The 22,903-nt window shown below is 74.5% G+C and carries 13 protein-coding genes; 8 read left to right on the top strand and 5 right to left on the bottom strand.

All coding sequences use genetic code 11. The annotated features are described in order from the left end of the window. Positions 1-11 precede the first annotated feature (11 nt). From DMB38_RS28755 to DMB38_RS28725, 8 genes are all read left to right on the top strand, one after another. A complete protein-coding gene (locus tag DMB38_RS28755; RefSeq protein WP_125937583.1) occupies positions 12-9,344 on the top strand; it encodes a neuraminidase-like domain-containing protein in 9,333 nt (3,110 codons plus the stop codon). Beyond that, positions 9,341-10,534 (top strand): kelch repeat-containing protein, encoded by a 1,194-nt coding sequence (locus DMB38_RS28750; RefSeq protein ID WP_125937582.1) that lies wholly within the window; start codon positions 9,341-9,343, stop codon positions 10,532-10,534. The genes DMB38_RS28755 and DMB38_RS28750 overlap by 4 nt, the downstream gene beginning before the upstream one ends. A gap of 49 nt (positions 10,535-10,583) precedes the next feature. Continuing rightward, positions 10,584-11,792 carry a kelch repeat-containing protein gene (locus DMB38_RS28745; RefSeq protein ID WP_125937581.1) on the top strand — a complete coding sequence of 403 codons (1,209 nt, stop codon included), beginning with the start codon at positions 10,584-10,586 and terminating at the stop codon, positions 11,790-11,792. A gap of 197 nt (positions 11,793-11,989) precedes the next feature. Further along, positions 11,990-13,102, top strand: coding sequence for a 2-keto-3-deoxygluconate permease (locus tag DMB38_RS28740; RefSeq protein WP_240662514.1), 1,113 nt, complete (start codon positions 11,990-11,992; stop codon positions 13,100-13,102). After that, positions 13,099-13,539, top strand: a complete 441-nt coding sequence (locus DMB38_RS37245) for a four-carbon acid sugar kinase family protein (protein WP_276314979.1) — start codon at positions 13,099-13,101, stop codon at positions 13,537-13,539. The genes DMB38_RS28740 and DMB38_RS37245 overlap by 4 nt, the downstream gene beginning before the upstream one ends. Continuing rightward, positions 13,458-14,360, top strand: coding sequence for a nucleotide-binding domain containing protein (locus DMB38_RS37565; RefSeq protein WP_276314978.1), 903 nt, complete (start codon positions 13,458-13,460; stop codon positions 14,358-14,360). Before DMB38_RS37245 ends, DMB38_RS37565 begins: the two co-directional genes overlap by 82 nt. Next, positions 14,357-15,445: a 4-hydroxythreonine-4-phosphate dehydrogenase PdxA gene (pdxA, locus tag DMB38_RS28730; RefSeq protein ID WP_125937580.1), complete on the top strand. Its 1,089-nt coding sequence runs from the start codon at positions 14,357-14,359 to the stop codon at positions 15,443-15,445. The genes DMB38_RS37565 and pdxA overlap by 4 nt, the downstream gene beginning before the upstream one ends. A gap of 12 nt (positions 15,446-15,457) precedes the next feature. Further along, a complete protein-coding gene (locus tag DMB38_RS28725) occupies positions 15,458-16,330 on the top strand; it encodes a GntR family transcriptional regulator (protein ID WP_125937579.1) in 873 nt (290 codons plus the stop codon). A 31-nt stretch (positions 16,331-16,361) separates the two neighbouring features. Here DMB38_RS28725 and DMB38_RS28720 read toward each other — a convergent pair whose 3' ends face one another. The 5 genes from DMB38_RS28720 to DMB38_RS28700 all read right to left on the bottom strand — a co-directional run bounded on the left by DMB38_RS28720 (position 16,362) and on the right by DMB38_RS28700 (position 22,850). Next, positions 16,362-17,717, bottom strand: coding sequence for a glutamine synthetase family protein (locus tag DMB38_RS28720; RefSeq protein WP_125937578.1), 1,356 nt, complete (start codon positions 17,715-17,717; stop codon positions 16,362-16,364). Positions 17,718-17,849: 132 nt separating this feature from the next. After that, positions 17,850-18,329: a VOC family protein gene (locus tag DMB38_RS28715; RefSeq protein WP_125937577.1), complete on the bottom strand. Its 480-nt coding sequence runs from the start codon at positions 18,327-18,329 to the stop codon at positions 17,850-17,852. Between the two features lie 13 nt (positions 18,330-18,342). Further along, positions 18,343-19,275 carry a DUF5996 family protein gene (locus DMB38_RS28710; protein WP_125937576.1) on the bottom strand — a complete coding sequence of 311 codons (933 nt, stop codon included), beginning with the start codon at positions 19,273-19,275 and terminating at the stop codon, positions 18,343-18,345. Between the two features lie 18 nt (positions 19,276-19,293). Continuing rightward, positions 19,294-19,653 (bottom strand): UBP-type zinc finger domain-containing protein, encoded by a 360-nt coding sequence (locus DMB38_RS28705; RefSeq protein ID WP_125937575.1) that lies wholly within the window; start codon positions 19,651-19,653, stop codon positions 19,294-19,296. A gap of 182 nt (positions 19,654-19,835) precedes the next feature. Beyond that, entirely contained in the window at positions 19,836-22,850 is a 3,015-nt protein-coding gene (locus DMB38_RS28700) for an alpha-L-fucosidase (RefSeq protein WP_125937574.1), read from the bottom strand. Positions 22,851-22,903: the final 53 nt, after the last annotated feature.

Below are 22,903 nucleotides of genomic sequence, written 5' to 3'. Positions count from 1 at the left end.
GGGGAGGACACATGTCCGGCACGCACACTGACGCCGCCAGGTCCGAGGGGCCCGCGCCGTACGCCCTGAGCGGAGCGGTGCTCCGCCACGACGGATCGCCGGCCGCCGGCGTGACGGTGACCGCAACGCTCCGCCGGCTGCGGTCCGCGTCGCCGGCCGGGCACGCCGTCACCGGCCCGGACGGCACGTACCGCCTCACCTACCCCGCCCCCGAGACCTCCGCGGACCTCGTCGTCCGCGCGACCGCCGCGCGCCCCGGCGGCGGTGAGCACACCGTGGAGCTGGTACGCCCCGCGCCCGGACCCCGCGAGCGGGTGGAGCTGACACTCCCGCCCGACGGCACCCCGGAGTACGCGCGGCTGCTGGCCGAACTCACGCCGCTGCTCGACGGGGTGCCGCTGGAAGACGTCACCCCGCGCGGCACCCCGGAGGATCTCGGCTACCTGGCCCGCGCGACGGGCCGCAGTCCCGCCCAGATCGGGTACGCGGCCACCGCCGCCCGGCACGCCGCCGCCACCGGGTTACCCGCCGAACTCTTCTACGGGCTCCTCCGGCTCGGCCTGCCGCCGGAGTTGCCGGCGCTGGCGCGGACCGCGCCGGCCGGGCTGCGGGCCACGCTGCGCGCGGCCGGGGACGCGGGCGTGATCCGCGCCCCCGGTCCCGCCGCCGCCGACTTCGTCCGCGGGCTGCGGGACCGGGAGGTCGCCGCGGTGGCCGCGCCGGAACCGGGCTCCGCGACACCGGTCGCGGAGCTGTTCGCGCTCGCCGTGCCCGCCGCCGGCCGGCGCGCGGAGGTCTACCGCGGCTGGCTCGACCGGGCGGACGGGCCCGCGTTCTGGTCCTGGCTGCCGCCCGCGGAGGCGGACCGGCTGCGGCTCACGCTCCGACTCGGCGCGGCCACCGGGGGCAACGTGCCGCTCGTCCGCGCCCTGCTGGACCGGTTCGACCCGGGCGAAGCGCCGGACCCGGCCCGGCTGGTCCGGCTCGGCGGCGCGGACTGGGCCGCGCTGGCCGCCGAGGCGGGCGTCCCCGACTCCGTACGGACGCTGCTGGGCCCGGCGGACGACGGCACCGCCGCCGAGCGTGCGTACGGCGAACTGGTCGCGGGACTCGTCGCGGAGGCCCACCCCGGGGCTCACCTCGCCCACGGCGTGACCGAAGCCGCGCCCGGCTCGCCCGCCGCGCGGTTCCTCGCCGGCCACCCCGGCTTCGACCTGACGGCCACCCGCGTCGACGCCGTCACCGTGCCGGACGAGAGCGCGCGCGAGGAACTGGCCGGCGTCCAGCGCCTGGCGGTCCTCACCCCGCGATACGACGCCGTGCGCGCCCTGCGCGAGAAGGGCTACGACTCCGCGTACGAGGTGGCGAAGGCCGGCCGGGACACCTTCGTCCGGCACCTCGCCGACGACCTCGGCGAGGAACGCGCGCGGGCCGTGCACGCCCGCGCCGGACAGGTGCACGCCACCTCGGTCACGCTCGTCGCCGACCTGCGCACCGCCGCCCACTTCGCCATGCCGTGGCTGTCCTCCCCCGCTGCCTCCGCCGGACTCACCGCGCAGATCCCCGACTGGGAGGAGCTGTTCGGCTCGGTGGACTATTGCGCCTGCTCCGACTGCCGCTCCGTGCACGGCCAGGCCGCGTACCTCGTCGACCTGCTGCTCTCGCTCCGCGACCTCGGCATCTACGGCGACCCCGGGCCCCCGGGCGACGAGGGCCACGTCGCCAACGCGCTCTACCGGCGCCGGCCCGACCTCTGGGACACCGAGCTGACCTGTGACAACACCAACCTGCACCTCCCGTACGTCGACCTGGTGAACGAGCTGCTGGAAGACGTCGTCTCGCCGGTCCACATCCCGGCGACCGACCGGCAGACCAGCGGCGACCCGGCCCAGTTGCGGGCGCAGCCGCAGCACGTGAACGCGGGCGCGTACGAGGTGCTGCGCCGGGCCGTCTACCCGTTCGGCCTGCCCTTCGACCTGTGGCGCGAGCAGACCCGGGTCTCGCTCGCCCATCTCGGCGTCCCGCGCGAGGAGTTGCAGGCGGCGCTGCGCCCCGCCACCGCGACCGGGACCGCCGTGGCCGTCGAGCGCGCCGGGCTGCCGCCGGTGGGCGGGCGGATCGTGACGGGCGAGCCGCTGGATCCGGCCCGTACGCTCGCGGAGTTCTACGGGCGGCCGGCCGGCACCGACCCCGAGGCGCTGGTCCGCGACCTGACCGTGGTGCGGCGGATGCTCGACGCGACCGGCCTGGTCTACGCCGAGCTGGTCGCGGTCCTGGACACCCGGTTCGTCAACCCGTACGGGACCGTGCACATCATCGGCAGCGACGGCGGCCCCGCCTGCGACACGAACAACCTGTTCCTGGCCGGTCTCGACCCGGCGGTGCTCGACCGCCTCCACCGGTTCGTCCGCCTGCGGCGGGCGCTCGGCTGGCCGGCCCTCGACCTCGACCTCGTGCTGATGTCCGCCGGCACCCAGGGCCGGCTCGACGCCACCGCGCTGCGCGGCGCCGTCGCCGTCCGGCGGCTCGCCGACCGGCTGCGGCTCACCCGCGAGCAGGTCCTCGTCTTCTACGGGCCGCTGCCCACCCACCTCTACGCGACGGCGGACCGGCCGCCGCTGTACGACCGGCTGTTCCTGGACCCGAGCGTCGTGCAGCTCGAACCCGGGCAGGTCGGCCCGTTCGCGCTGAACGCCGCCCGCACCGAGGTGGCGGTCGTCGGCGACCTGCTCGCGCCCGCCGTCACCTCCGCGCTCCTCGCCGTCCTGGAGGTCACCGACGCCGAACTGGCCGAGCTGACCACGGGACCGCGCTCGGTCGCCCCGAACCGGCTGCTGACGCTGGCGAACCTCTCCGCCCTGTACCGGACCGTCGTCCTCGCCCGCGCGCTGGACATGTCGATCGCCGACCTGCTGCGGCTGATCGAGCTGTACGGGGGCGGCGGCCCCTTCCCGGTCCCGCCGGACGGGTTCAGCGGCGGGGAGGCGGAGCTGAGTTCCGGGCTGCCGATGGCGCATCCGGCGCACCCCCTGCTGCCCGTACCCGGCGGCGACGAACCGGAGCTCGCCACCGGCCGGGCCCTCACCCGGCCCGGCCACCCCGACGCGCCCGCCGCCGCGCTGCCGCCGGTCGACGCGCTCGTCGTCGCCACCGAGCGGTTCCTGGACGCGGTGGACGCGCTGGCCGCCCGCGGCTTCACCGTGCCCGAGGCCGACGCGGTGCTCACCGCCACCGTGCCCGCCCACGACAGCCCGGTGCCGGCCGCCGACGCCCTGTCGGCGACGCTCACGGCGCTGCGCGGCGCCCTCCAGGCCGTCTACCAGCAGACCGCGCAGACCAGCGACGAGAAGGGCGACCTGACCAAGAAGGACCTCGCGCTCCTCGGCTGGGACACCGCCCTGGTCCAGGAGGCCGTCTCCACGCTGCTCGGCACGCTCGCGTACACCGTCGCCGTCGACTCCGTACCGGACGCGCTCTACGGGCTCTCCGGCTTCCCCGTCCGCTACGACGCCGAGACCGGACTGCTGGTGTTCACCGGGCCGATGACGGACGCCCAGCGGGACACCCTGACCGGGCTGCCCGGCGCGACCCCCGCCTGGCGCGCCGCCGTGCGGACCCTCTACGACGCGCCCCGCACCTTCGCCGCCACCCGGATGAAGGCGCTGCGCCCGCCGCTGTACGCCGCGCCCCTGGACGCCGAGCCACCCGCGCTGCAACTCCCCGCGAGGCTGTCCGGCACGGTGTTCTACGACGTCTCCCGCCGGGCCCTGTGCACCCGGGCCTACCTGCCGCCGGACGACCTCGACGCGGTCCGCGCCGCCTGGGACGACGACGCGTACCGGCGGGCCGTCGACGCCCTGGCCCGGGTCCAGGACGAACCGCCCGCGCCCGCCGACGTGTTCCTCACCGCCGCGGACCGGCACGCGCTGTTCGACGGCCGGACCTCGCCCGCGGCCCGGTTCCAGCTCGTGCTGGAGCGGCTGAACCCGTATCTGCGCCGGGTGCTGAGCGAGATCACCGTGAAGCAGCAGGTGGGCCAGGCCGCGGGGCTCGACGCGGCGAGCGCGGACGCGCTGCTCGGCACGTATCTGCGGTCGCCGTCGAAGCCGACCGCGCTGCAGGACTTCCTCGCGCCGCGGTTCGTCGGCAGCGACCCGGCGGTGGCGGTGACACCCGCGGGTTTCCCCGAGCAGTTCACGACCCTGGCGCTGGTCCACCGCGTGGCGTTGCTGCTCGACCGGCTGCGGGTGACGGCCGAGGAGATCCCGTGGATCTTCGGGTACGCGGCGTCCGCCGGCTGGCTCGACCCGAACGCGCTGCCGACGGAAGTCCTGCCCGGCCCGTCGCCGCTCTTCGCGCGGTTCGTACGGCTGCTGGGCCTGGCCCGGCTCCGCGACCGCGTGCCCGGCCGGGCGCCGACCCTCCAGGCCGTGTTCGCGGCGGCCCGCGTCCCGGGCGCCACGACCGCGGACGTGCTCGCCGAACTCGCCCGCCAGACGCAGTGGGACCGCGCCGACCTCGACGTGCTCACCGGCGCCGGCCTGCTGGGGCTCACCGCCCCCGCCGACTTCTACGGGGAGGAGGGACTGCTGCAGGTGCTCGCCGCGATCACGCTGGTGCACAAGCTCGGCGTGTCGGCGGAGCGGGCGGCCGAGTGGCTGCCGCCCGACCTCGGCCCGGAGGCCGCGCAGTCCGCCTGGCAGGCGGCGAAGGCCCGGCACAGCCTGCGCGACTGGCCCGCGGCCGGCGGGACCCTGCGCGACGCGCTGCGCGAGAAGCAGCGGGCGGCGCTGGTCGGCCACCTGATCGCCAACCCCCGCCGCGACCACCAGGACCGGCCCTACTGGCACGACTCCCACACGCTCTTCGACTACTTCCTCATCGACGTGGAGATGGGCCCGGCCCAGCTCACCACGCGGATCGCGCAGGCGATCTTCAGCGTGCAGCTCTACATCCAGCGCATCCAGCTCAACCTGGAGGACGTCTTCGTCTACCCGGACGCGGAGTACTGGCAGCGCTGGGAGTGGATGAAGGCGTACCGGCTGTGGGAGGCGAACCAGAAGGTCTTCCTCTATCCGGAGAACTACTTCGAGCCGGATCTGCGGCTCGGCAAGTCGCCCCAGTTCGCGGAGCTGGAGAACGAGCTGATGCAGAAGGAGCTCACCGAGGCCCACGCGGAGAAGGCGTTCCTGCACTACCTGGAGAAGCTCGACGCCATCGCGCACCTGCGGCCCATCGGCTCGTACCGGCACACCAGGCCGGACGGCGAGACCGTGTACGTCTTCGCCCGCACGGAGTCGTCGCCCGGCGGCTACTACTTCCGCCGCTGGGAGGACCGCACCACCTGGTCGCCGTGGGAGAAGGTCGACCTGGACATCGAGACCGACGCGCTCGTCCCGATCGTGTGGAACGGCCATCTGTACCTCTTCTGGACCTCGCTCACCGAGCAGCAGGAGAAGGTCCCCTTCAAGCTCGACCAGGGCGCGGAGCTGCCGGACCCGCTGAAGTACTGGAAGATCCAGCTCCATTGGAGCCGGTACGCGGACGGCGGCTGGGAGGCCAAGAAGCTGGCCGACGGCGCGCTGTACACGCAACTCCGGTTCGGCCTCCCGGCCGCCGGCAACATCGACACCTACGTGCTGCTGCCCGAGATCGACGCCGTGACCGGGGACCTGCTCCTGTGGCTGGTGTACAGCGACGTCATCTCGCCGAACCCCACGCACCACATCTCGGGGAACTTCCGCTTCAGCCTGCGCAACAGCGTCTACACCTACGCGATGGACCTGAGGCCGCGGGAGACGTACACCGGCCCGATGCCGGTGCCGCGCACGGACTTCACCACCATCTCCTACAACGAGCGCGTCGAGGACGAGATCCTCCCGGGCCTCGCCTGGGGCCACATGTCCGTCATCGACCCGACCGCGGTCCCGGGGCAGCCCAGGAGCGTCTACCTGCTCCAGGCGACCCCCGGCCCGCACCTGTACCGCACCTACGAGTCGCAGCAGTTCGGCGACCCGGCGCAGCGCTACCTCCAGTACTTCTCCGACGGGAGGCGCACCTACCTGCTGGAGGGGCAGGACGTGCCGGGTCCGCCGGCCCTCGGACCAGGGCTTGCCGGGTCCGGTCTTGCCGGGGGCGGGGAATCGCTGGGCGACGGCGCCTTCGGCGCCGTACTGGACACGCAGGTCGACTTCCGGTTCGTACCGCTGTACCACCCGCACACCAGCGCGTTTCTCGACGAGTACGCGCGCCACGGCCTCACCGGCGTGTACGACCGGAACCTCCAGTTGCACCCGGACTGGTGGACGGGTCCCTTCGACTTCGCCTCGCCGGACATGTACAACCCGCACACCGGCGACCGGGACCGGATCGTCAAGCCGTACCCCACCGAAACCGTCACGTTCGAACTCGGCGACTCCTACGCCGAGTACAACTGGGAGCTCTTCTTCCACGTGCCGCTGCTCATCGCCGAGCGGCTCTCGGCCAACCAGCGCTTCGACGAGGCGCTGAAGTGGTTCCACCGGATCTTCGACCCCACCAACCGGGACACCGGCACCGACCGGCCGCAGCGCTTCTGGATCACCAAGCCCTTCTTCGAGGCGGGCAGTGACACCTACTACGAGCAGCGCATCGAACAGGTCCTGGAGAGGGCCGCGGGCGGCGACGACGAGACGCTGAAGGCGGTGCGGAACTGGCTGAGGAACCCGTTCCAGCCGGACGTGGTCGCCCGCACCCGTACCACCGCCTATCAGAAGGCCGTGGTCATGAAGTACCTGGACAACCTCATCGCCTGGGGCGACCGGTTGTTCCGCCAGGACACCCTGGAGACCATCAACCAGGCCACCCAGCTCTACGTCCTCGCCGCCGAACTGCTGGGCCGCCCCCCGGAGGAGATCACCCGCCGCACCCCGGACCCGCAGAGCTACCGGCAACTCCTCAACAGCGACCGGCCGCTCGCCGACGCCGTCGTCGCCGTCGAGAACCTCCTCGCGGGCAGCGCCGTCAGCCCCCGCAGCGACGTGACGCCCAGCCTGCTGCCGGGGGTGAACCTCCGCTGGCTGCAGTACTTCTGCCTCCCCCGCAACGACAAGCTCGCCGGCTACTGGGACACGGTCGGCGACCGGCTCTTCAAGATCCGCAACTCGCTGGACATCGACGGCGTACGGCGGGCCACGCCCCTGTTCGGCCCGCCGATCGACCCCTCGCTGCTGGCGCGGGCCGCCGCCGCGGGCGTCGACCTGGGCCAGGTCCTCGACGACATCAGCGCCCCCCTGCCGCACTACCGGTTCGCGCGGGTGGCCGCCCAGGCGAAGGAACTCACCTCACAGGTACGGGACTTCGGCGCCCGGCTGCTCGAAGCGCTGGAGAAGCGGGACGGCGAGGCGCTCCAGCGGCTGCGCGCCGGGCACGAGGCCGCCCTCCTCGACGCGGCCCGCGCGGTGCGCGAACAGCAGGTGCGCGAGGCGAACGAGGCGTACGACGCGGCCGTACGGGCGAAGGCCGTCGCCGAGCACCGGCGCGAGTACTACGCGACCCGGGAGTACGTGAACGGGTACGAGACCTCGTACGCCGACCTGTCCGCCACGGCGAAGACCTTCCAGTACATCGCGACGGGCGTGCAGGCGCTCGGCACCGTCACCAGCCTCCTGGGGCAGGCCAAGGTCGGCTCCCCGTTCACGACCGGCTTCGAGTTCGGCGGCAGCAACCTCACGAGCGCCCTCAACAGCTCGTCCGGCTCGCTCAGCTCCTACGCCTCGAACCTGACCACCCAGGCGGCGGTGGCCCAGACCCAGGGCGGCTTCCAGCGCCGCGCCGAGGACTGGGCCTTCCAGGCGGACCAGGCGCGGCTGGAGGGCGCCCGGCTCGACAAGGAGACCGCCGCGGCCGAGATCCGCCACGCCATCGCCGAACGGGAGCTGGACAACCACGACAAGCAGCGGGAGCAGGCACGGGAGGTCGCGGACTTCCTCAAGGGCAAGTTCACCGGCACCGAGCTGTACGACTGGCTGGCCGGGCAGCTCTCCACCACGTACTTCCAGGCGTACCAGCTCGCCTACGACGTGGCGAAGCGCGCCGAGCGCTCGTGGCGGCACGAACTGGGCGCCGCCGACTCGGACTTCATCACCTTCGGCTACTGGGACAGCCTGCACAAGGGGCTGCTGGCCGGCGACCGGCTGGCCGCCGACCTGGGCCGGATGGACGCCGCGTACCTGGAGGCCGACGCCCGCGAGTTCGAGCTGACCAAACGGGTCTCGCTGGCGCAGTTCGACCCCGGCGCGCTGCTGCGGCTGAAGGAGACCGGCCGCTGCTACGTCTCGCTGCCCGAGGCGCTCTTCGACGTCGACGGGCCCGGCCACTACCAGCGGCGGATCAAGAGCGTCGCCCTCACGGTGCCGTGCGTCGCCGGCCCGTACACCTCGGTCAACCTCACCGCGCGGCTGCTGCACAGCAGCGTGCGGACCGACCCGCGGATCGCCGGCGGGCAGCCGTACGGCCGCGACAAAGAGGCCGACCCGCGCTTCCGCGACCACACGGGCCCCGTCCAGTCCATCGTCACCAGCACCGGCCAGGACGACGCCGGGCTCTTCGAGACCGATCTGCACGACGAGCGGTACCTGCCCTTCGAAGGTGAGGGTGTGATCAGCGAGTGGCAGCTCGAACTGCCGGCGAAGTTCCGCCAGTTCGACTACGCCTCGATCACCGACGTGGTGCTGCACCTCCGCTACACCGCCCGCGACGGCGGCCCGACGCTGGCCGAGGCCGCCGGGGACGACCTGCGCGACGGGCTCACCCGCTGGGTGCACGCGGGCGGCGGCAAGGGCCTGTTCCGGGCGTTCAGCGGGCGGCGGGAGTACGCGGACCGGTGGGCCCGCTTCCTCTCCCCCGCCGGTGCCGAGCCGGCCGCGCTGGAGTTCGCCGTCACCAGGGACCGCTTCCCCTACCTCTTCCGGGACTTCGGCATCCGCGTCGGCCGGGCCGAGGTGGTGCTGGTGCTGTCCCGGGACGCCGCGCCGGGCACCGACACCCCGTACCTGCGGCTCTTCGAGGGGCCGCTGCCGGTCCTGGTCACCACCTCGGCCGGCGGCAGGGCCGACGGCGGGCTCGCCGCCGACCCGGCCCTGGACGGCCAGCCGCACGCCGCGCTCTCCGGGGTGACGCTCCAGGTGCGCGACGACGCGACGGTGACGGTGACCGTGGCCCGCGAGGCGATCGCGGCGCTGCCGGAGGCGCTGCGCAGCGGCGACCGGCTCAACCCGGAGGCGGTCGCCGACCTGGTCCTGGTCTGCCCGTACGAGATCGCAGAACCCCCGCCCGCCGCCCGACCCGAGGAGACCTCCCCGTGAGCACCCACCGTTCCCTGGCCGCGGGGCAGACCCCGGCCGCCGCCGCCCCGGCGGCCGGCACCTGGACCGCGGCCGGCGCGCTGCCGGGACCGGCCTACTGGGCCGGCGCCCAGAGCGGCGCCGTCCCGCTCGCCGACGGGACCGTCCTGATGGCGGGCGGCGAGGACCACCGCCGCAACGCGCAGGACACCGCCGTCCTCTTCGACCCCGCGGCCGGGGAGTGGCAGCCCACGTCCGCGCTGTCGGTCTCCCGCCGCCTGCACACCCTGACGAAGCTCGCCGACGGGCGGGTCCTCGCCGCGGGCGGCCTCAGCGGCCCGTACGGCGGCGTGTCCCAGGCGGGCGTCGCCTCCGCCGAGGTCTACGACCCGGCCACCCGCGGCTGGACCGCCACCGGCGCGATGCACGAGGACCGGTTCGCGCACTCCGCGACGGTGCTCACCGACGGCCGGGTGCTCGTCACCGGCGGCGTGGCGCCCCGTTCGGCGCTCTCCCAGAAGGCGCTGGACTCGGCGGAGGTCTACGACCCCGCCACCGGCGAGTGGACCCCGACCGCGGAGCCGATGAACGACGCGCGGGGCGGCCACCCGGCGGTGCTCCTGCGCAACGGCACCGTCCTGCTCGCCGGCGGCATGGTCCCGATCGGCCGCGGCCTCTACGCGGGCCAGTCCTTCTGCGAGGTGTACGACCCGGCCGCCGGCACCTGGACCCCCACCGGCGATCTCGGCTCCGTCCGCAAGAGCCACCAGGCGACCCTGCTCAGGGACGGCACGGTGCTGGTCACCGGCGGCGACAGCCCGGGGCTCCAGGACGACTGGACGTACAACCCCTACAGCCAGTGGACCGCCGAACGGTACGACCCGGCGACCGGGGCGTGGAGCGCCGCCGAGGGGATGTCGACGGGCCGCAGCCACCACCGCGCGGTCCTGCTGCGCTCGGGACGGCTCCTCGTCATCGGCGGCACCGACGACTCCACCTTCGACGTCGGCTACCAGAACGCGGAGGTCTACGACCCGCAGGCGCGGACCTGGACCCCGACCGGCGGCATGGTCGAGGGCCGGTGGGCCTTCGCCGCCGCCGAACTCGCCGACGGCCGGGTGCTGGTGGCGGGCGGGCTGGTCCGGTCGGGCGCCGCGGTGCCCGACAACGCGGACGTGGTGACCGGCAGCACGGAGATCTTCACCGCCTGACGGGCGGACGGCCGAACGGTACGGGCGGGCAGGAGACGGAGCCGGAGCGATGACACGACGTACGAACCTCACCGCGGGCCTGCACCGGGCGGCGCCCGGCGGGGCCGCGGTCCCGCCGCCGGGCGCGTGGTTCCCCGCGGGCGAACTCCCCGCGCCGCGCCGGTGGTTCGGCCCCGCGGAGGGTGCGGTGCCGCTGGCGGACGGCGGGGCGCTGGTCGCCGGGGGCGCCCTCGCGGGCGACGTACCCACGGCCGAGGCGCTGCTCTTCGACCCGGTGGCCGCCACGTGGACCGGCACCGGAGCACTCGGCACCGCCCGGCACAGCCACAGCACCACCGTGCTCGGGGACGGCACGGTCCTGGTCGCCGGCGGGATCGGCGCGGGCGGGTCGCAGCCGGCCGCGCGGCTGAGGTCGGCGGAGGTGTACGACCCCGCCACCGGCGTCTGGACCGCCACGGCCGGCGAGATGGCCGCGGCCCGGTCGCTGCACGCGGCCGTGCTGCTGCCCGACGGGCGGGTCCTGGTCACCGGCGGCGAGGGCGACCGCGCCCCGCGGGCGCCGGGGCGCAGCCTGTCCTCCGCCGAACTCTTCGACCCGGCCACCGGCGAGTGGGCCCCCGCCGCGCCCATGGCCGACTCCCGTAGCGCCCATCCCCTGGTGCCGCTCCAGGACGGCCGGGTGCTCGCCGCCGGCGGCCGGCGGAGCATCGGCCGCGGCCGGGGCATCGGGCAGGGGTTCTGCGAGCTGTACGACCCGGCGGCCGACGTCTGGACGCGCACCGGCAGCCTGGCCGCCGCCCGCGCGGGCCACCAGGCGACGCCGCTGGCCGACGGCACCGTGCTGGTCACGGGCGGCGACAGCCCCGGCATCCGGTTCGAGCGCGGCTTCGTACCCTTCAGCCAGTGGCGCACCGAGCGGTACGACCCGGCGACCGGCGCCTGGACGCCGGGCGGGAACATGCCGGACGGCCGCACCTGCCATCGTGCCGTGGCCCTCTCCTCCGGCCTGGTGCTGGTCCTCGGCGGCACCGACGGCGCCACCCGCACCACCGGCTACGCGTCCGCGGCGCTGTACGACCCGCTCACCCGCGAGTGGACGGCCTCCGGGGGGATGGCCACGAGCCGGTACCTCTGCACCGCCACGCCGCTGCCCGACGGCTCGGTGCTCGCCACGGGCGGCACGGTCCGCTCGGGCCGCGCCACCCCGGCGCCCGGCGCGGACGAACTGACCGCCACCACCGAGGTCTTCTGGATCTGAGCGGGGACGCGCCCCCCGCCCTGCCCCGCGGCCTCCGCACCGGCCCCCGCCCAGGCGAGGGCCGGTTTTCCGCGTCCGCCACCGGGTCCGGACAGCCGAGGCTTCCCCTTCCCGGCCCGGTGTGGCATCTTGTACGTACAACAGATACGTACAAGTTCGGCGCCCGCGCCGTTCCTGATGCCGACGAGGAGGTTGGCGTGAGCGGTCCAGAGAAGTCCAGGGTCCCCCTGTTCGCCACCATGCAGCGCATACCTGGCGGACTGATGCTGATCCCGCTGATCCTCGGCGCGATCTTCGGCACCTTCGCCCCCGGGGCCCTCGGGATCGGCAGCTTCACCACCGCGCTCTTCCAGGACAGCGCGCTGCCCCTCATCGCCCTGCTGATCTTCGCGACGGGTACCCAGGTCTCCCTCCGCACCGGCGGCCCGATCCTCGCCCACGCGGGCACGGTGCTGCTGATGAAGAGCCTGATCCCGGCCACGCTGGTGGTGCTGCTCGGGCTCGGCGTCGGCCTCGACGGGCTGCTGGGCGTCTCGCTGCTCGCCCTGCTCGCCTCGATGGACAACAGCAACGGCGGCCTGTGGCTCGCCTTCTCCGGGCAGTACGGCGACGAGCGGGACCGCGGCGCGTACGTGGCCAGCGCCGTCAACGACGGGCCCTTCCTCACGCTGCTCTTCCTCGGCGCCTCCGGCCTCGGCGACATCCCGTTCCTCGCCCTGCTCGGCGCGATCGTCCCGTTCCTGCTGGGCGTGCTGGTGGGCAACGTCGACGCCGAGTGGCGCAAGGTCGTCCAGCCGGTGCCGAACATCGTCATCCCGTTCTTCGCGTTCTCCCTCGGCACCGGCATCGACCTCGGCGACATCGTCACCGGCGGCGTCACCGGCCTGGCCCTCGGTCTGGTCATCGCGCCGTTCACCGGCGGCCTGGTCTACCTCGGCTACCGGTACATCCTGCGCCGCGGCACCATGTCCGGCCTCGGCTTCGCCGCCGGCACCACCGCGGGCAACGCCATCGCCACCCCCGCCGTCGTGGCCGCCGCGGACCCCCGCTTCGAGGAGTACGTCGGCACCGCCACGGCACAGGTCGCGGCGTCGGCCCTGGTCACGGCGATCGTCGCGCCACTGCTCGCGGCGTACGTGCTGAAGCGGAAGGGCGCCCTGCGGCAGGGTGGCGTCCCGGACGAGGCGGCGGACGCGGCCGGGGCGTCCGGGACGGCCGCCGCAGCAGCCGCGGACGCCCCCGCGGACGGCACCGTGCGCGGCTCCGCGGGCGGCCTCGCGGACCGCCCGGAGCAGGAGCAGCGCGCATGACGTACGAGGTGGCGATCGTCGCCGACGACCTCACCGGCGCCGGCGACACCGCCGTGCGGTTCGCCGAGGCGGGCTGGCCCACCCTGCTGCGGCTGGGCGGGGACCGGCCCGGGGACGCCGAAAGCGACGGTGACGTCGCCGTCGTGGCGATCACCACGGACTCCCGCGCCCGGCCGCCCGCCGGGGCGGCGGACCTCGTACGCGAAGCGACCACCGGGCTGCTGCGCCGCGGCGTGACCCACCTCTTCAAGAAGGTCGACTCGACGGCGCGCGGGCCGGTCCGCGCCGAGATCGACGCCATGCTCGACGTGCTCCCCCCGGCACCGTCGCGCTCGTCTGCCCCGCCTTCCCCGCCGTGGGCCGCACCGTCGTGGACGGCGTCCTGCTGGTCGGGGGACGCCCGGTCGGCGAGACCGCGGTGGGCCGGGACCCGGTGACGCCCGTGACGGTCAGCCATCTGCCGACGCTGCTGGACGCGCCGCTCGTACGCCTCGATCCGCGGGGCACACCCGCCGCCTGGGCCGCGGAGGTCCGCGCGGCGGGCAGCCGGATCGTCGTGCTCGACGCCGCGGACGACGCGGACCTGGACCGGATCGCGCGGACGGTCGCGGACCTCGGCGAGCGGGCACTGGCCGTCGGCTCCGCGGGCCTGGCGGGCCCGCTGGCCGCCCGGTGGCGGCGGGAGGCGCGGGCGCCCGGCGCCGCGCCGGAGGACCGCGCGGGCGCCGTGCCCGCCGGGGATCCCGCGTGCACCGCCCTCGTGGTCGTGACCAGCCTGCACGACGCCTCCCGCGCACAGGCCGAAGCCCTCGCCGCGCACTCCGCCGAGCACCTGCGGCCCACCGCCCGGGACCTCACCGAGGACGACGGCTGGGCCGGGTTCCTCGACCGGGTGCGGACGGCCGCGGCCGGCCGTCCGGACACGCTGCTGCTGAGCACCCCGGACCGGGGCGCCACGGCCGTCGACCCGGAGCTGGTCGCGCGCCGGCTCTCGGACGCCGCCGCGCACGCGGTGGCCGCGGGCGCCATCGCCGGCCTCGTCGCCACCGGAGGCGACGGCGCCCGCGCGGTCCTGGCGCGCCTCGGCGGGACCGGGATCAGGCTGTACGACACCGTCGAGCCGGGCGTGCCGCTCGGCGTCGTCGTCGGCGGCCCGGCCGCCGGTCTGCCCGTGGCCACCAAGGCCGGGGGCTTCGGCAGCCCCGACGTACTGATCAAGGCCGCGCAAGCGGTGCGAACGGAGAGGAGTCACCGGTGAACGACCCGCAGGTGCCCACGCTTGCCCTCACCCTGGGCGACGTGGCCGGAATCGGACCGGAGATCACGGCCCGTACCCTGCTGCACCACGACGAACTGCGCGGCGTCAGCCGGCCGGTCGTGATCGGCGACGCCGAGGCCGTCCGCAGAGCCGTCGCGCTCATCGGCGAGGACCCGGCCGCGGTGCGCGTCGTCGACTCGCCCCGCGACGCCGGGAACGAGCCGGGGACCATCGACCTGGTGCAGGACGGCCCCTCCCTGGGTGCGGTCCCGTACGGCGAACTCAGCGCGGCGGCCGGCGACGGCTCCGCCCGCTTCGTCAAGCGCGCCTGCGCGCTGGCCCGCGAGGGGCTGGTCGACGGCATCGTCACCGCGCCGCTGAACAAGGCCGCCATGCACGCCGGCGGCCACCTCTGGCCGGGGCACACCGAGCTGCTGGCGCACGAGTTCGGCGTCGAGAACTTCAGCCTCGTGCTCTCCGCGGGCGAGCTGTACTTCTTCCACCTCACCACCCACGTGTCCCTCACCGAGGCCATCGCCGGGGTCTCCCCCGCACGTACGGACAACGTCCTGCGCCTCGTCGGTTCGTTCGCCCGCGCCCTCGGCCTGCCCGAGGAGCCGATCGGCGTCGCCGGGCTCAACCCGCACGCGGGCGAGAACCGCCTCTTCGGCGACGAGGACGCCGACGTGCTGGCTCCGGCGGTGGAGCGGGCGAACGCCGCGGGGATCCGCGCGGTCGGGCCGCTGCCCGCCGACGCGCTCATCCCCGCCGCGGTGAGGGGCGCGTGGAAGTTCGTCGTCGTCTGCTACCACGACCAGGGGCACGCCCCCTTCAAGGCGGTGTACGGCGACGACGGCGTGAACATCACCGTCGGCCTGCCCGTCGTCCGGGTCTCCGTCGACCACGGCACGGCCTTCGACATCGCGGGCAAGGGCGTGGCCCGGGAGGCGAGTCTGGTGCTGGCCACCCGGCGCGCGGCCGAACTGGCCCCGGGCTGGGGCCAGGTGTGGCGGACCGCGCAGGCGGGCGAGTCGGCCGCGGCGAGCGCGGCGGCCGCCGTGGAGCGGCCGGGGACGGCCTCGTAGACTCCGGGCGATATGGCAGTCGACAGAAGTGACCCGCGGCCCCTGCACCAGCAGGTCGCCCAGTCCCTGCGCCAGCAGATCCTGGGCCACGACCTGCCGCCGGGGGCGCCCCTGCCGAGCGAGGCCGAGCTGTGCGCCACCTTCGGCGTCGGGCGCAGCGTCGTCCGCCAGGCGGTGGCGGGACTGGCGGCCGACGGCCTGGTCATCCGCCGGCAGGGGCGGCCGACGCTGGTGGCGTCGCCGGCCGAGTACCGGCGGCTGGTGCAGCGGGCGACCGGGCTCTCCGACCAGTTCGCCGTCGCCGGGCAGGAGTTGCACACCGTCGTCCGGACGCTGGGGCCCGGCACCCCGCCGCCGCGCGCGCAGGCGTTCCTGCACACCGCGGACGCGCTGAAGCTGGAGCGCCTCCGCCTCGTCGGCGGCGACCCGCTGGCGTACGTACGCACCTGGCTGCCCGCCGCGAAGGTCCCGGGGCTGCGCGCCGAGGACCTGACCGACGCCTCGCTGCACCGGCTGCTCACCCGGAACTACGGGCTGCGGCCGGTCAGCGGGCGGCGGCAGGTCCGCGCGGTCGCGGCCGACGACATGCTCGCGGAGGCGCTGCGCACCGAGCCGGGCGGCCCGCTGCTGATGCTCGAAGGCGAGACCACGGACCAGCACGGGCACGCGCTGGAGTGGTTCACCACCTGGCACCGCGCCGACCGCGTGGTCTTCGACATCGACGTCTCCGAGACCAGCGAGACCGTACGGCTGAGCGCGCTCGGCGCCGCGGGCGCCGAGGCCCCCGGGGCGAGCCCGGACACCCGCGGGGCGGGGGCTCCGGCACCGGCCGATCTGGAGCGGGCGCGCGAACTCGCCGAGGAACTGCGGCGGCTGCTCGGCTGACGGGACCGGCGGTCCTGACCGTACGTCCCGGTCAGTACCGCCGGCGGGTGGCGTCGACGGTCTCGGCCCGGGAGCGGTCGGCGAAGAGACTCTCCTCCGCCTCGCGTACCGCGAGCAGCGCGTCGAAGAGGTGGTCCCCCATCGCCTTGCGCAGCACGACCGAGCCCCTGAGGTGCCGTACCGCCTCCGCCAGACCGGTCGGCAGCCGCTCGATGCCGCTCCGTGCGAGTTCACCGGGGTCCGCGTGGGCCGGGTCGTCGGTGAACTCCGCGGGCAGGCGCAGCGCGTCCTCGCGGCCGGCGAGCCCCGCGGCGATGACCGAGCCCACCACCAGGTACGGATTGGCCGCCTGGTCGAAGCACTTGAGCTCGGCGTTCGCGCGCTGGGCCGCCTCGCCCGCGGGTCCGGTGATGAAGCGCAGCGCCGCCTCCCGGTTCTCCCAGCCCCAGCAGCGGTAGGCGCCCGACCACGACGACGGCGCCAGCCGCAGATAGCTGGCCGGGGAGGGGCAGCCGACGCCGGTCAGGGCGGGCAGCGACCGCAGCAGCCCGGCGAGGAACGCCTCGCCGTCCGGCGTCATGCCGCGCGGGCCCGTACCGCCGTGCATCAGGTTCTTCTCGCCGCGCCAGAGGCTCAGGTGCACGTGCCCGCCGTTGCCGATGCCGGAGTGCCCGGGGAGGGGCGCGAAGGAGGCCCGCAGCCCGTGGGCGTGGGAGACGGCCCGTACCGTGTGCCGGACGAGGACGGCGGTGTCGGCGGCGTCCAGCGGGGCTTCCGGAACGGTGGAGATCTCGAACTGCCCCGGCTCGTACTCGGGGTGGATCTGCAGCACCTCCACGCCCTGCGCGGTGAGCGCGTCGACGATGTCGAGGAGGTACGCGCCGGAGTCCGCCAGCCGGGACAGCCCGTACGCCGGCCCTTCGCCGAGGGCGCCGGGGCCGACGCTCCACTCGGCCTCGAACCCCATCCGCAGGCTCAACCCCTGGCCGGCCGCGGCGCGCACCATGCGGTTGACGAAGGACCGGTGGCACCCCGGGTACGGCTCGCCGTCCTGGCTGTACCGGTCCGCGGGCGCCCACGCCCAGCCGGGCTGCGCGGCGAGCCGGGTGAGCCGGTGCAGGTCCGGCAGGAGGAGCAGGTCGCCGACGGGGCCGCCGTAGCCGTCGGTGCGGGCCATCGAGTCGTCCACGAGGAAGGTGTCGAACACCGGGGACATCCCCACGCCGTGGACCGCGAGCCGGGGAAGCCGGGCGAGCGGCACGGTCTTGACCCGGCCGATGCCCGCGTTGTCGACCCAGCTCAAGGCGATGAGCCGGACGCCGGCCTCGGACATCGCGGCCATCGCCCGGTCCACCGATGCCGCTCCGTCAGCGGTACGCACAGTCATGGCCCCATGATTGGGCCGGACGGGTCACCGGTGCTCCCGCCACTCCGACGGCGGACACGGCGTTCACCCGATCGGCGGCAGCGGCGTGCCGCACCGGCGGGTCGGCCCGGATCCCGCGCGCGGCTCGGTCGTTCAGCCGGGCAGGTCCTCGGGGCGCTTCTTCGCGAAGACGCCTTCGAGCATGCCGGTGGCCTGGCCCACCTCGATCAGATAGCCGTCGGGGTCGCGCAGGTAGCAGCGCTTCTCCGGCCCGCGGTCGAGGGGCGGGGTGAGGAAGGTGGCGCCCTTGGCGCTCCAGTCCCGGTAGACCGCGTCGATGTCGGCGACGCGGAGGTTCATGAAGCTGGAGACGGTGTCGCCGGGCTCGTAGTCCACCACGGTGATGTCCGGCTTGTCGGGGGTCGGGCCGCCGCCCGGGTTCATGATCACCCACGAGTTGGCGAGCTTGACGATGCAGGGGTTCTCCTCCAGGACCACCTGCCCGCCCAGGACCTCGCTGTAGAAGGCCCGGGAGCGGGCGACGCGCCGGACGGTGAGGAAGAGCGTCACGACCATCCCGGTCTCGGGAGCGGGCAGGTTCTCCAGGTCGATGGCCGGCTTCCGGTCGGTCATGGCTCTCCTCCTGTCAGCGCGGTCCCGCCCGGCGGGCGGGGTCGTCCTCCAGGGCGGCGCGGTCCCAGTCGCCGTGGAGGGCGGCCGCCTCGTACGTGGACTGCAGGAAGCCCAGCAGCAGGGCGTCGGGGTCGGCGGCGGTGCGTACGGTCTCGTACGGCAGGAGGAACTGCTGCCACTCCGGCGAGTAGGCCCCGGCGGGGACCGGATGGTCGCTGAAGCCCGGCGGCTCCGGGTAGGCGTACGCGTAGAACATGCCCTCGCCGTCGCCGCCGGGCCAGAAGCCGGCGCTGCTCAGCTCGTGCGAGTAGCCCTCGGTCATCACCCAGTCCGGGCAGTTGGGGGTGGTGCCCGGGTGGACGGGCGCGGTGCGTCCGGAGAACCGGGTGACGGCCATGTCCATGCCGCCCCAGAAGAAGTGCACGGGGCTGACCTTGCCGATGAAGCGTGAGCGGAACTCGTTCAGCACCCGCGACGCCTGCACCAACTGCCCCCAGAAGGCGTGCGCGTGGGCGGGGTCGTACGCGGTGTGCGTGCGGTCCTCGGCGAACGGGATCGCCACCTCCACCTCGACCGGGCGGGCGAGGATGGAGACGTCGACCCCGGCCCGCTCCAGGGCGGCCATCGTCTCGCGGTAGAAGTCGGCGACCGGCTTCGCCTCCAGCGCGACGGTCTCCACGGCGCCGGCCGTGGTGCGCAGCCGCAACTGGTGGTCGACGAAGTCGAACTCCATGTCGAACGTGCGGCGGCCGGGGATCGCGGACGTCGTCAGCCCGCGGGCGGAGACGTAGAACGCGACCTGCCACCAGTGGTTGACCATCGGCGCCAGCGCCAAGCGGACCTTCCCGACGATCTGGGTCCACATGTGCAGGGTCTCGCGCGTGTCCGCCCAGTCCGCGACGCGCAGCGCCGGCCACGGATCGGCGGTGGGAAGCACATTCGTCATCGACAGCTCCGGGACGCGTCAGTGGAGGTGCTGCTGCCAGTCCTGCGGGACCTTCCCCGCGGGCCCCGGCACCGGCTGCCCGTCGGGGTGCGCGTGCGGCGGGCTCATCGCCGGGCCGTCGACGAACTGCCCCGTGTCGGCGTTCCAGAACCAGTCCTCGCCGGGCTCGAAACTCGTCAGCACCGGATGCCCGCTCTCCCGCGCATGCCGGCTGGCGTGCTGGGAGGGCGAGGAGTCACAGCACCCGATACGCCCGCAGGCGGCACACCGCCGCAGGTGGAACCACCACCCGGGCCCCTCCCCGGCCAGACACCCGGCACACCCTTCCCCGCTGGGGGTGGAGGCGGGATCGATCCCAGACATCCGCTCGGCATCCATACCCCCATGCTGCGCGCCCGCCCCCACCCCGGCCTCCCGAGACACCCATCCGGGTACCCCACCCCGCCCGGCGGGCCCCGGCACGCGTCGCGAAGTCGCAGCTCGGCCCGCCTGCGCGGGGGCACGGACCGGAGTCCGTACCCCCGCACGGCCACGCGTCGTGGCGCTCCCGGCCCAGGGGCCTACGGCGTGCCTCCCCGGGTGCCCAGGGAGAGGCGGTCGAGGTCCGGGGCGGAGTCCGCGGCGTTGCCGATGGTGATCGTGTTGGTGCCGGGTTGGAGGGTGACCGGGAGTGAGGTCGTGCGGGGGGTGTTGTTGCCGATGTCCGTCACCGTCGCCTCCGCCGGGGGGCCGCCGTTGACGCTCACCTGGAACGTGCGCGTGCCGTTCACCGTGTAGTCGATGTACAGCGTCCGCTCACCGCCCTCGTCCACCCGCACGTCCGGGAAGACCACCGACGCCCCCGGGCCGCCGCCGATGTTGCGGACCTTCTCGTCGCCCGAGCAGGGGCCGCACCCGGTGATCCCCGTCGTGCCGAGGTCGTTCGCCGAGTCCTCCGCCTCCCGCATCCACGCCCGGTCCGCGGGCAGCGTCCGCAGCGACACCTCGTCCGACACGCTCATGCCGCGCCCGAGCACGTCGAAGTCCGCCGCCACCGGGATGTCCGCCGAGCCGATGTCCTGCCCGGGCGGCGACGTGACCGTCCAGCTCGCCTCCAGCGTCTGGCCCAGCCGCAGCGACGAGGCCGTGGCCGGCCCGCCCTCCGCCGTCCAGCCGGCCGGCAGCCGCGGCGCCAGGCGGACGGAGGTGAGCTGCTCGTCGTCGTCCAGCCGGAGCCGCGCCGTGACGTCGGCCGTGCGCCGGCCCGGTCCCGCCCACTGCAGGCCGTGCGGGCGGACGGTGAGCGTCGTCTTCGGCCGGTACGAGGCCGGGGGCAGCGGGCCGACCGAGATCCGGTCCAGGCCGGGGCCCCTGCGGTCGGTGCTGAAGACCTTCACCGTGTTCGCCCCGGCCTTCAGCGGCACGGAGACCGCCGTGCTCTCCGGCACCTCCGCGTTGCTGCCGGCCACGGAGACGCCGACCGGCGCCGCGCCGTTGACGCTCACCGACAGCGACGAGTCGCCGCCCGCGGTGTGGTCGAGCTGGAGGCGGTAGTCGCCGTCCGCGGGGGCGCGGACGTCGCGGTACGTGACGGAGCTGCCCTCCCCGCCGCCGAGCCCGGCGACGTGCCGCGCGCCGGAGCACGCGTCGCACCCTGCCTCGCGGGCCCCGCCCTGGAGCCGGTTGTCCCGTGCCTCGGCCTCCAGCGGCAGCGCGGTGCGGGTGGCCGCCGGGCGGCCGTGGGCCACCTGGATCTCGTCGACGCGCAGCCGGCCGAAGAACTCCGGGGCCTGCGGGCCGCCCCAGAGGCTGCGTACCTCCAGCTTGAGGTACCGGGCCCGCTGGTCGCCGATGTCGACGACCTGCACCCCGCGGGCGCTGCGCATCGCCCCGGCGCGTACCTGCCTGAAGTGCTTGCCGTCGTCGCTGGCGTAGACGCGGTAGTCCTTGATGCGCGCGGAGTCCTCGGGGCGGCCGAAGGTCGTCCGGGCGTGGGTCGGGGACCACTCGCGCTGGTTGACCGCCAGCGCCGTGGCCGGCTTGCGCGCGCCGAGGTCCAGGGTGACGGAGGCGGGCACCTTGGCGTCGCTGTCCCAGTAGGTCTCGTAGTCGCCGTCGGTGAGGTCGGCGGCCGGGTGGCCGGCGCCCGCGGAGGAGGCGGTGGCGGTCACTCCGGCGGCGTCGTAGTAGGGCTGCCGGCCGTCGGTGGTGACCTTGAAGACGGTGTCGTACGGGTCCCAGTCGCGGATGTCCAGGATCGACAGGTAGCCGCCGGACTGGCTGAAGCGCATCTCCTCGCCGGTACGCAGGTCGGTCACCGCGGTCGCGCGGTAGCCGTTGTCCCGCAGCCGGACGAAGTCCGTACGGGGCCGGGTGAGGACGTGGACGTACTGGGTGCGGGTACCGTCGTCGCCCCGGCCGACGGTGACCACGCCGTGGGCGCCGTCGTTCCAGAAGCCCGGCTGCATGCCGCCGTACATGTAGCCGCCGCCCTCGACGCCGTAGACCGACTCCCTGACGGGCTCGACCCACCGGCCCATGAAGTCGTTGAACTCCTCCTGCTGCGGCGGCATCTTGCCGTTCACCATCGGGGTCTCGGCCATGAGCGACTTCATCGAGGCACCGGCGTTGGTGATGTAGCGGCCGGTGCTCAGCCGGGCGTCGACCTCGTGGTCGCCGCCGTCGTACCACCAGCTACCGGTGGTGGGCAGCTTGTAGTCCGCCTCCGTCAGCCGCGGCATGGGCACGGTCACGGCGGACGGGTAGTCGTACGAGGGGGTCATGCCGGTCTTCTGCTCGTTGCTGACGGTGTCCATGATCGGCGTGTCTTCGTTGTTGTTGCTCAGCAGCCAGTCGGGACGGCGCTCGCGGATCTGCTCGTAGAGGCGGTTCTCCTCCCAGTACTCGTTGTCGTTGTCGATCCAGAAGCCGGCCAGACCGGGGTAGTTCTCCATCAGCTCGAAGAACAGGTCGTAGCTGTACATGCCGAACCCGGGGCGGGTGGTCAGGTCCACGTCCCGGCCCTTGTGGGCGGAGTACGCGGCCGAGTCGAGCGTCTCGACGCCCTGCTCGTTGTGCCACTGCGGGTCGTCGGTCATATACATGATGATCTTGACGTCCTTCTCCTGCCCGGCCGCGACGAGTTCGCCGAGCAGGTCGCGCTCCGTCGCGCAACTCCCCGGGATCTCCGACGGCCACGGGCGGGCGTAGCCGAGCCGGCTGTGGAAGGTCGCCAGCACGATGTACGAGGCGCCGAGCTTCTCCGCCTCGTCCACCCAGTACTCCGCCGACCAGCCGCCCTCGGTGACGTCGCGCTCCCACTCCTCGCAGTCGAGGTGCCTGGGCGCGGTGAACATCCCCCAGTGCAGGAAGAGTCCTGCGGTGGAGTCGCGCAGCCACTCCTGCCGCGGATGCTGGATTTCCGCCTGGGTGGCGGGCGCGGCGAGGAGGCCGGCGGCCAGCGCCAGGACGAGCGCCGCGAGGAGGGCACGCCACCGGGAGAGCGGTGCTCTTCGCCGGCGGCGGCGCGCACGCCGTGCCGCCGCCGGAACGGCCGTGCCGGATGTGGTCGGGGACGTGCGCTTGTGCCTGTTCACCGGAGCCTCCTCGTCGGTGGCGTCAGGAGTCCCACGCGATCGCCGTGCGGGTC

The organism is Streptomyces sp. WAC 06738 (assembly GCF_003945505.1).
Lineage (GTDB): Bacteria > Actinomycetota > Actinomycetes > Streptomycetales > Streptomycetaceae > Streptomyces.
This window is presented reverse-complemented; position numbering and strand designations above follow the sequence as displayed.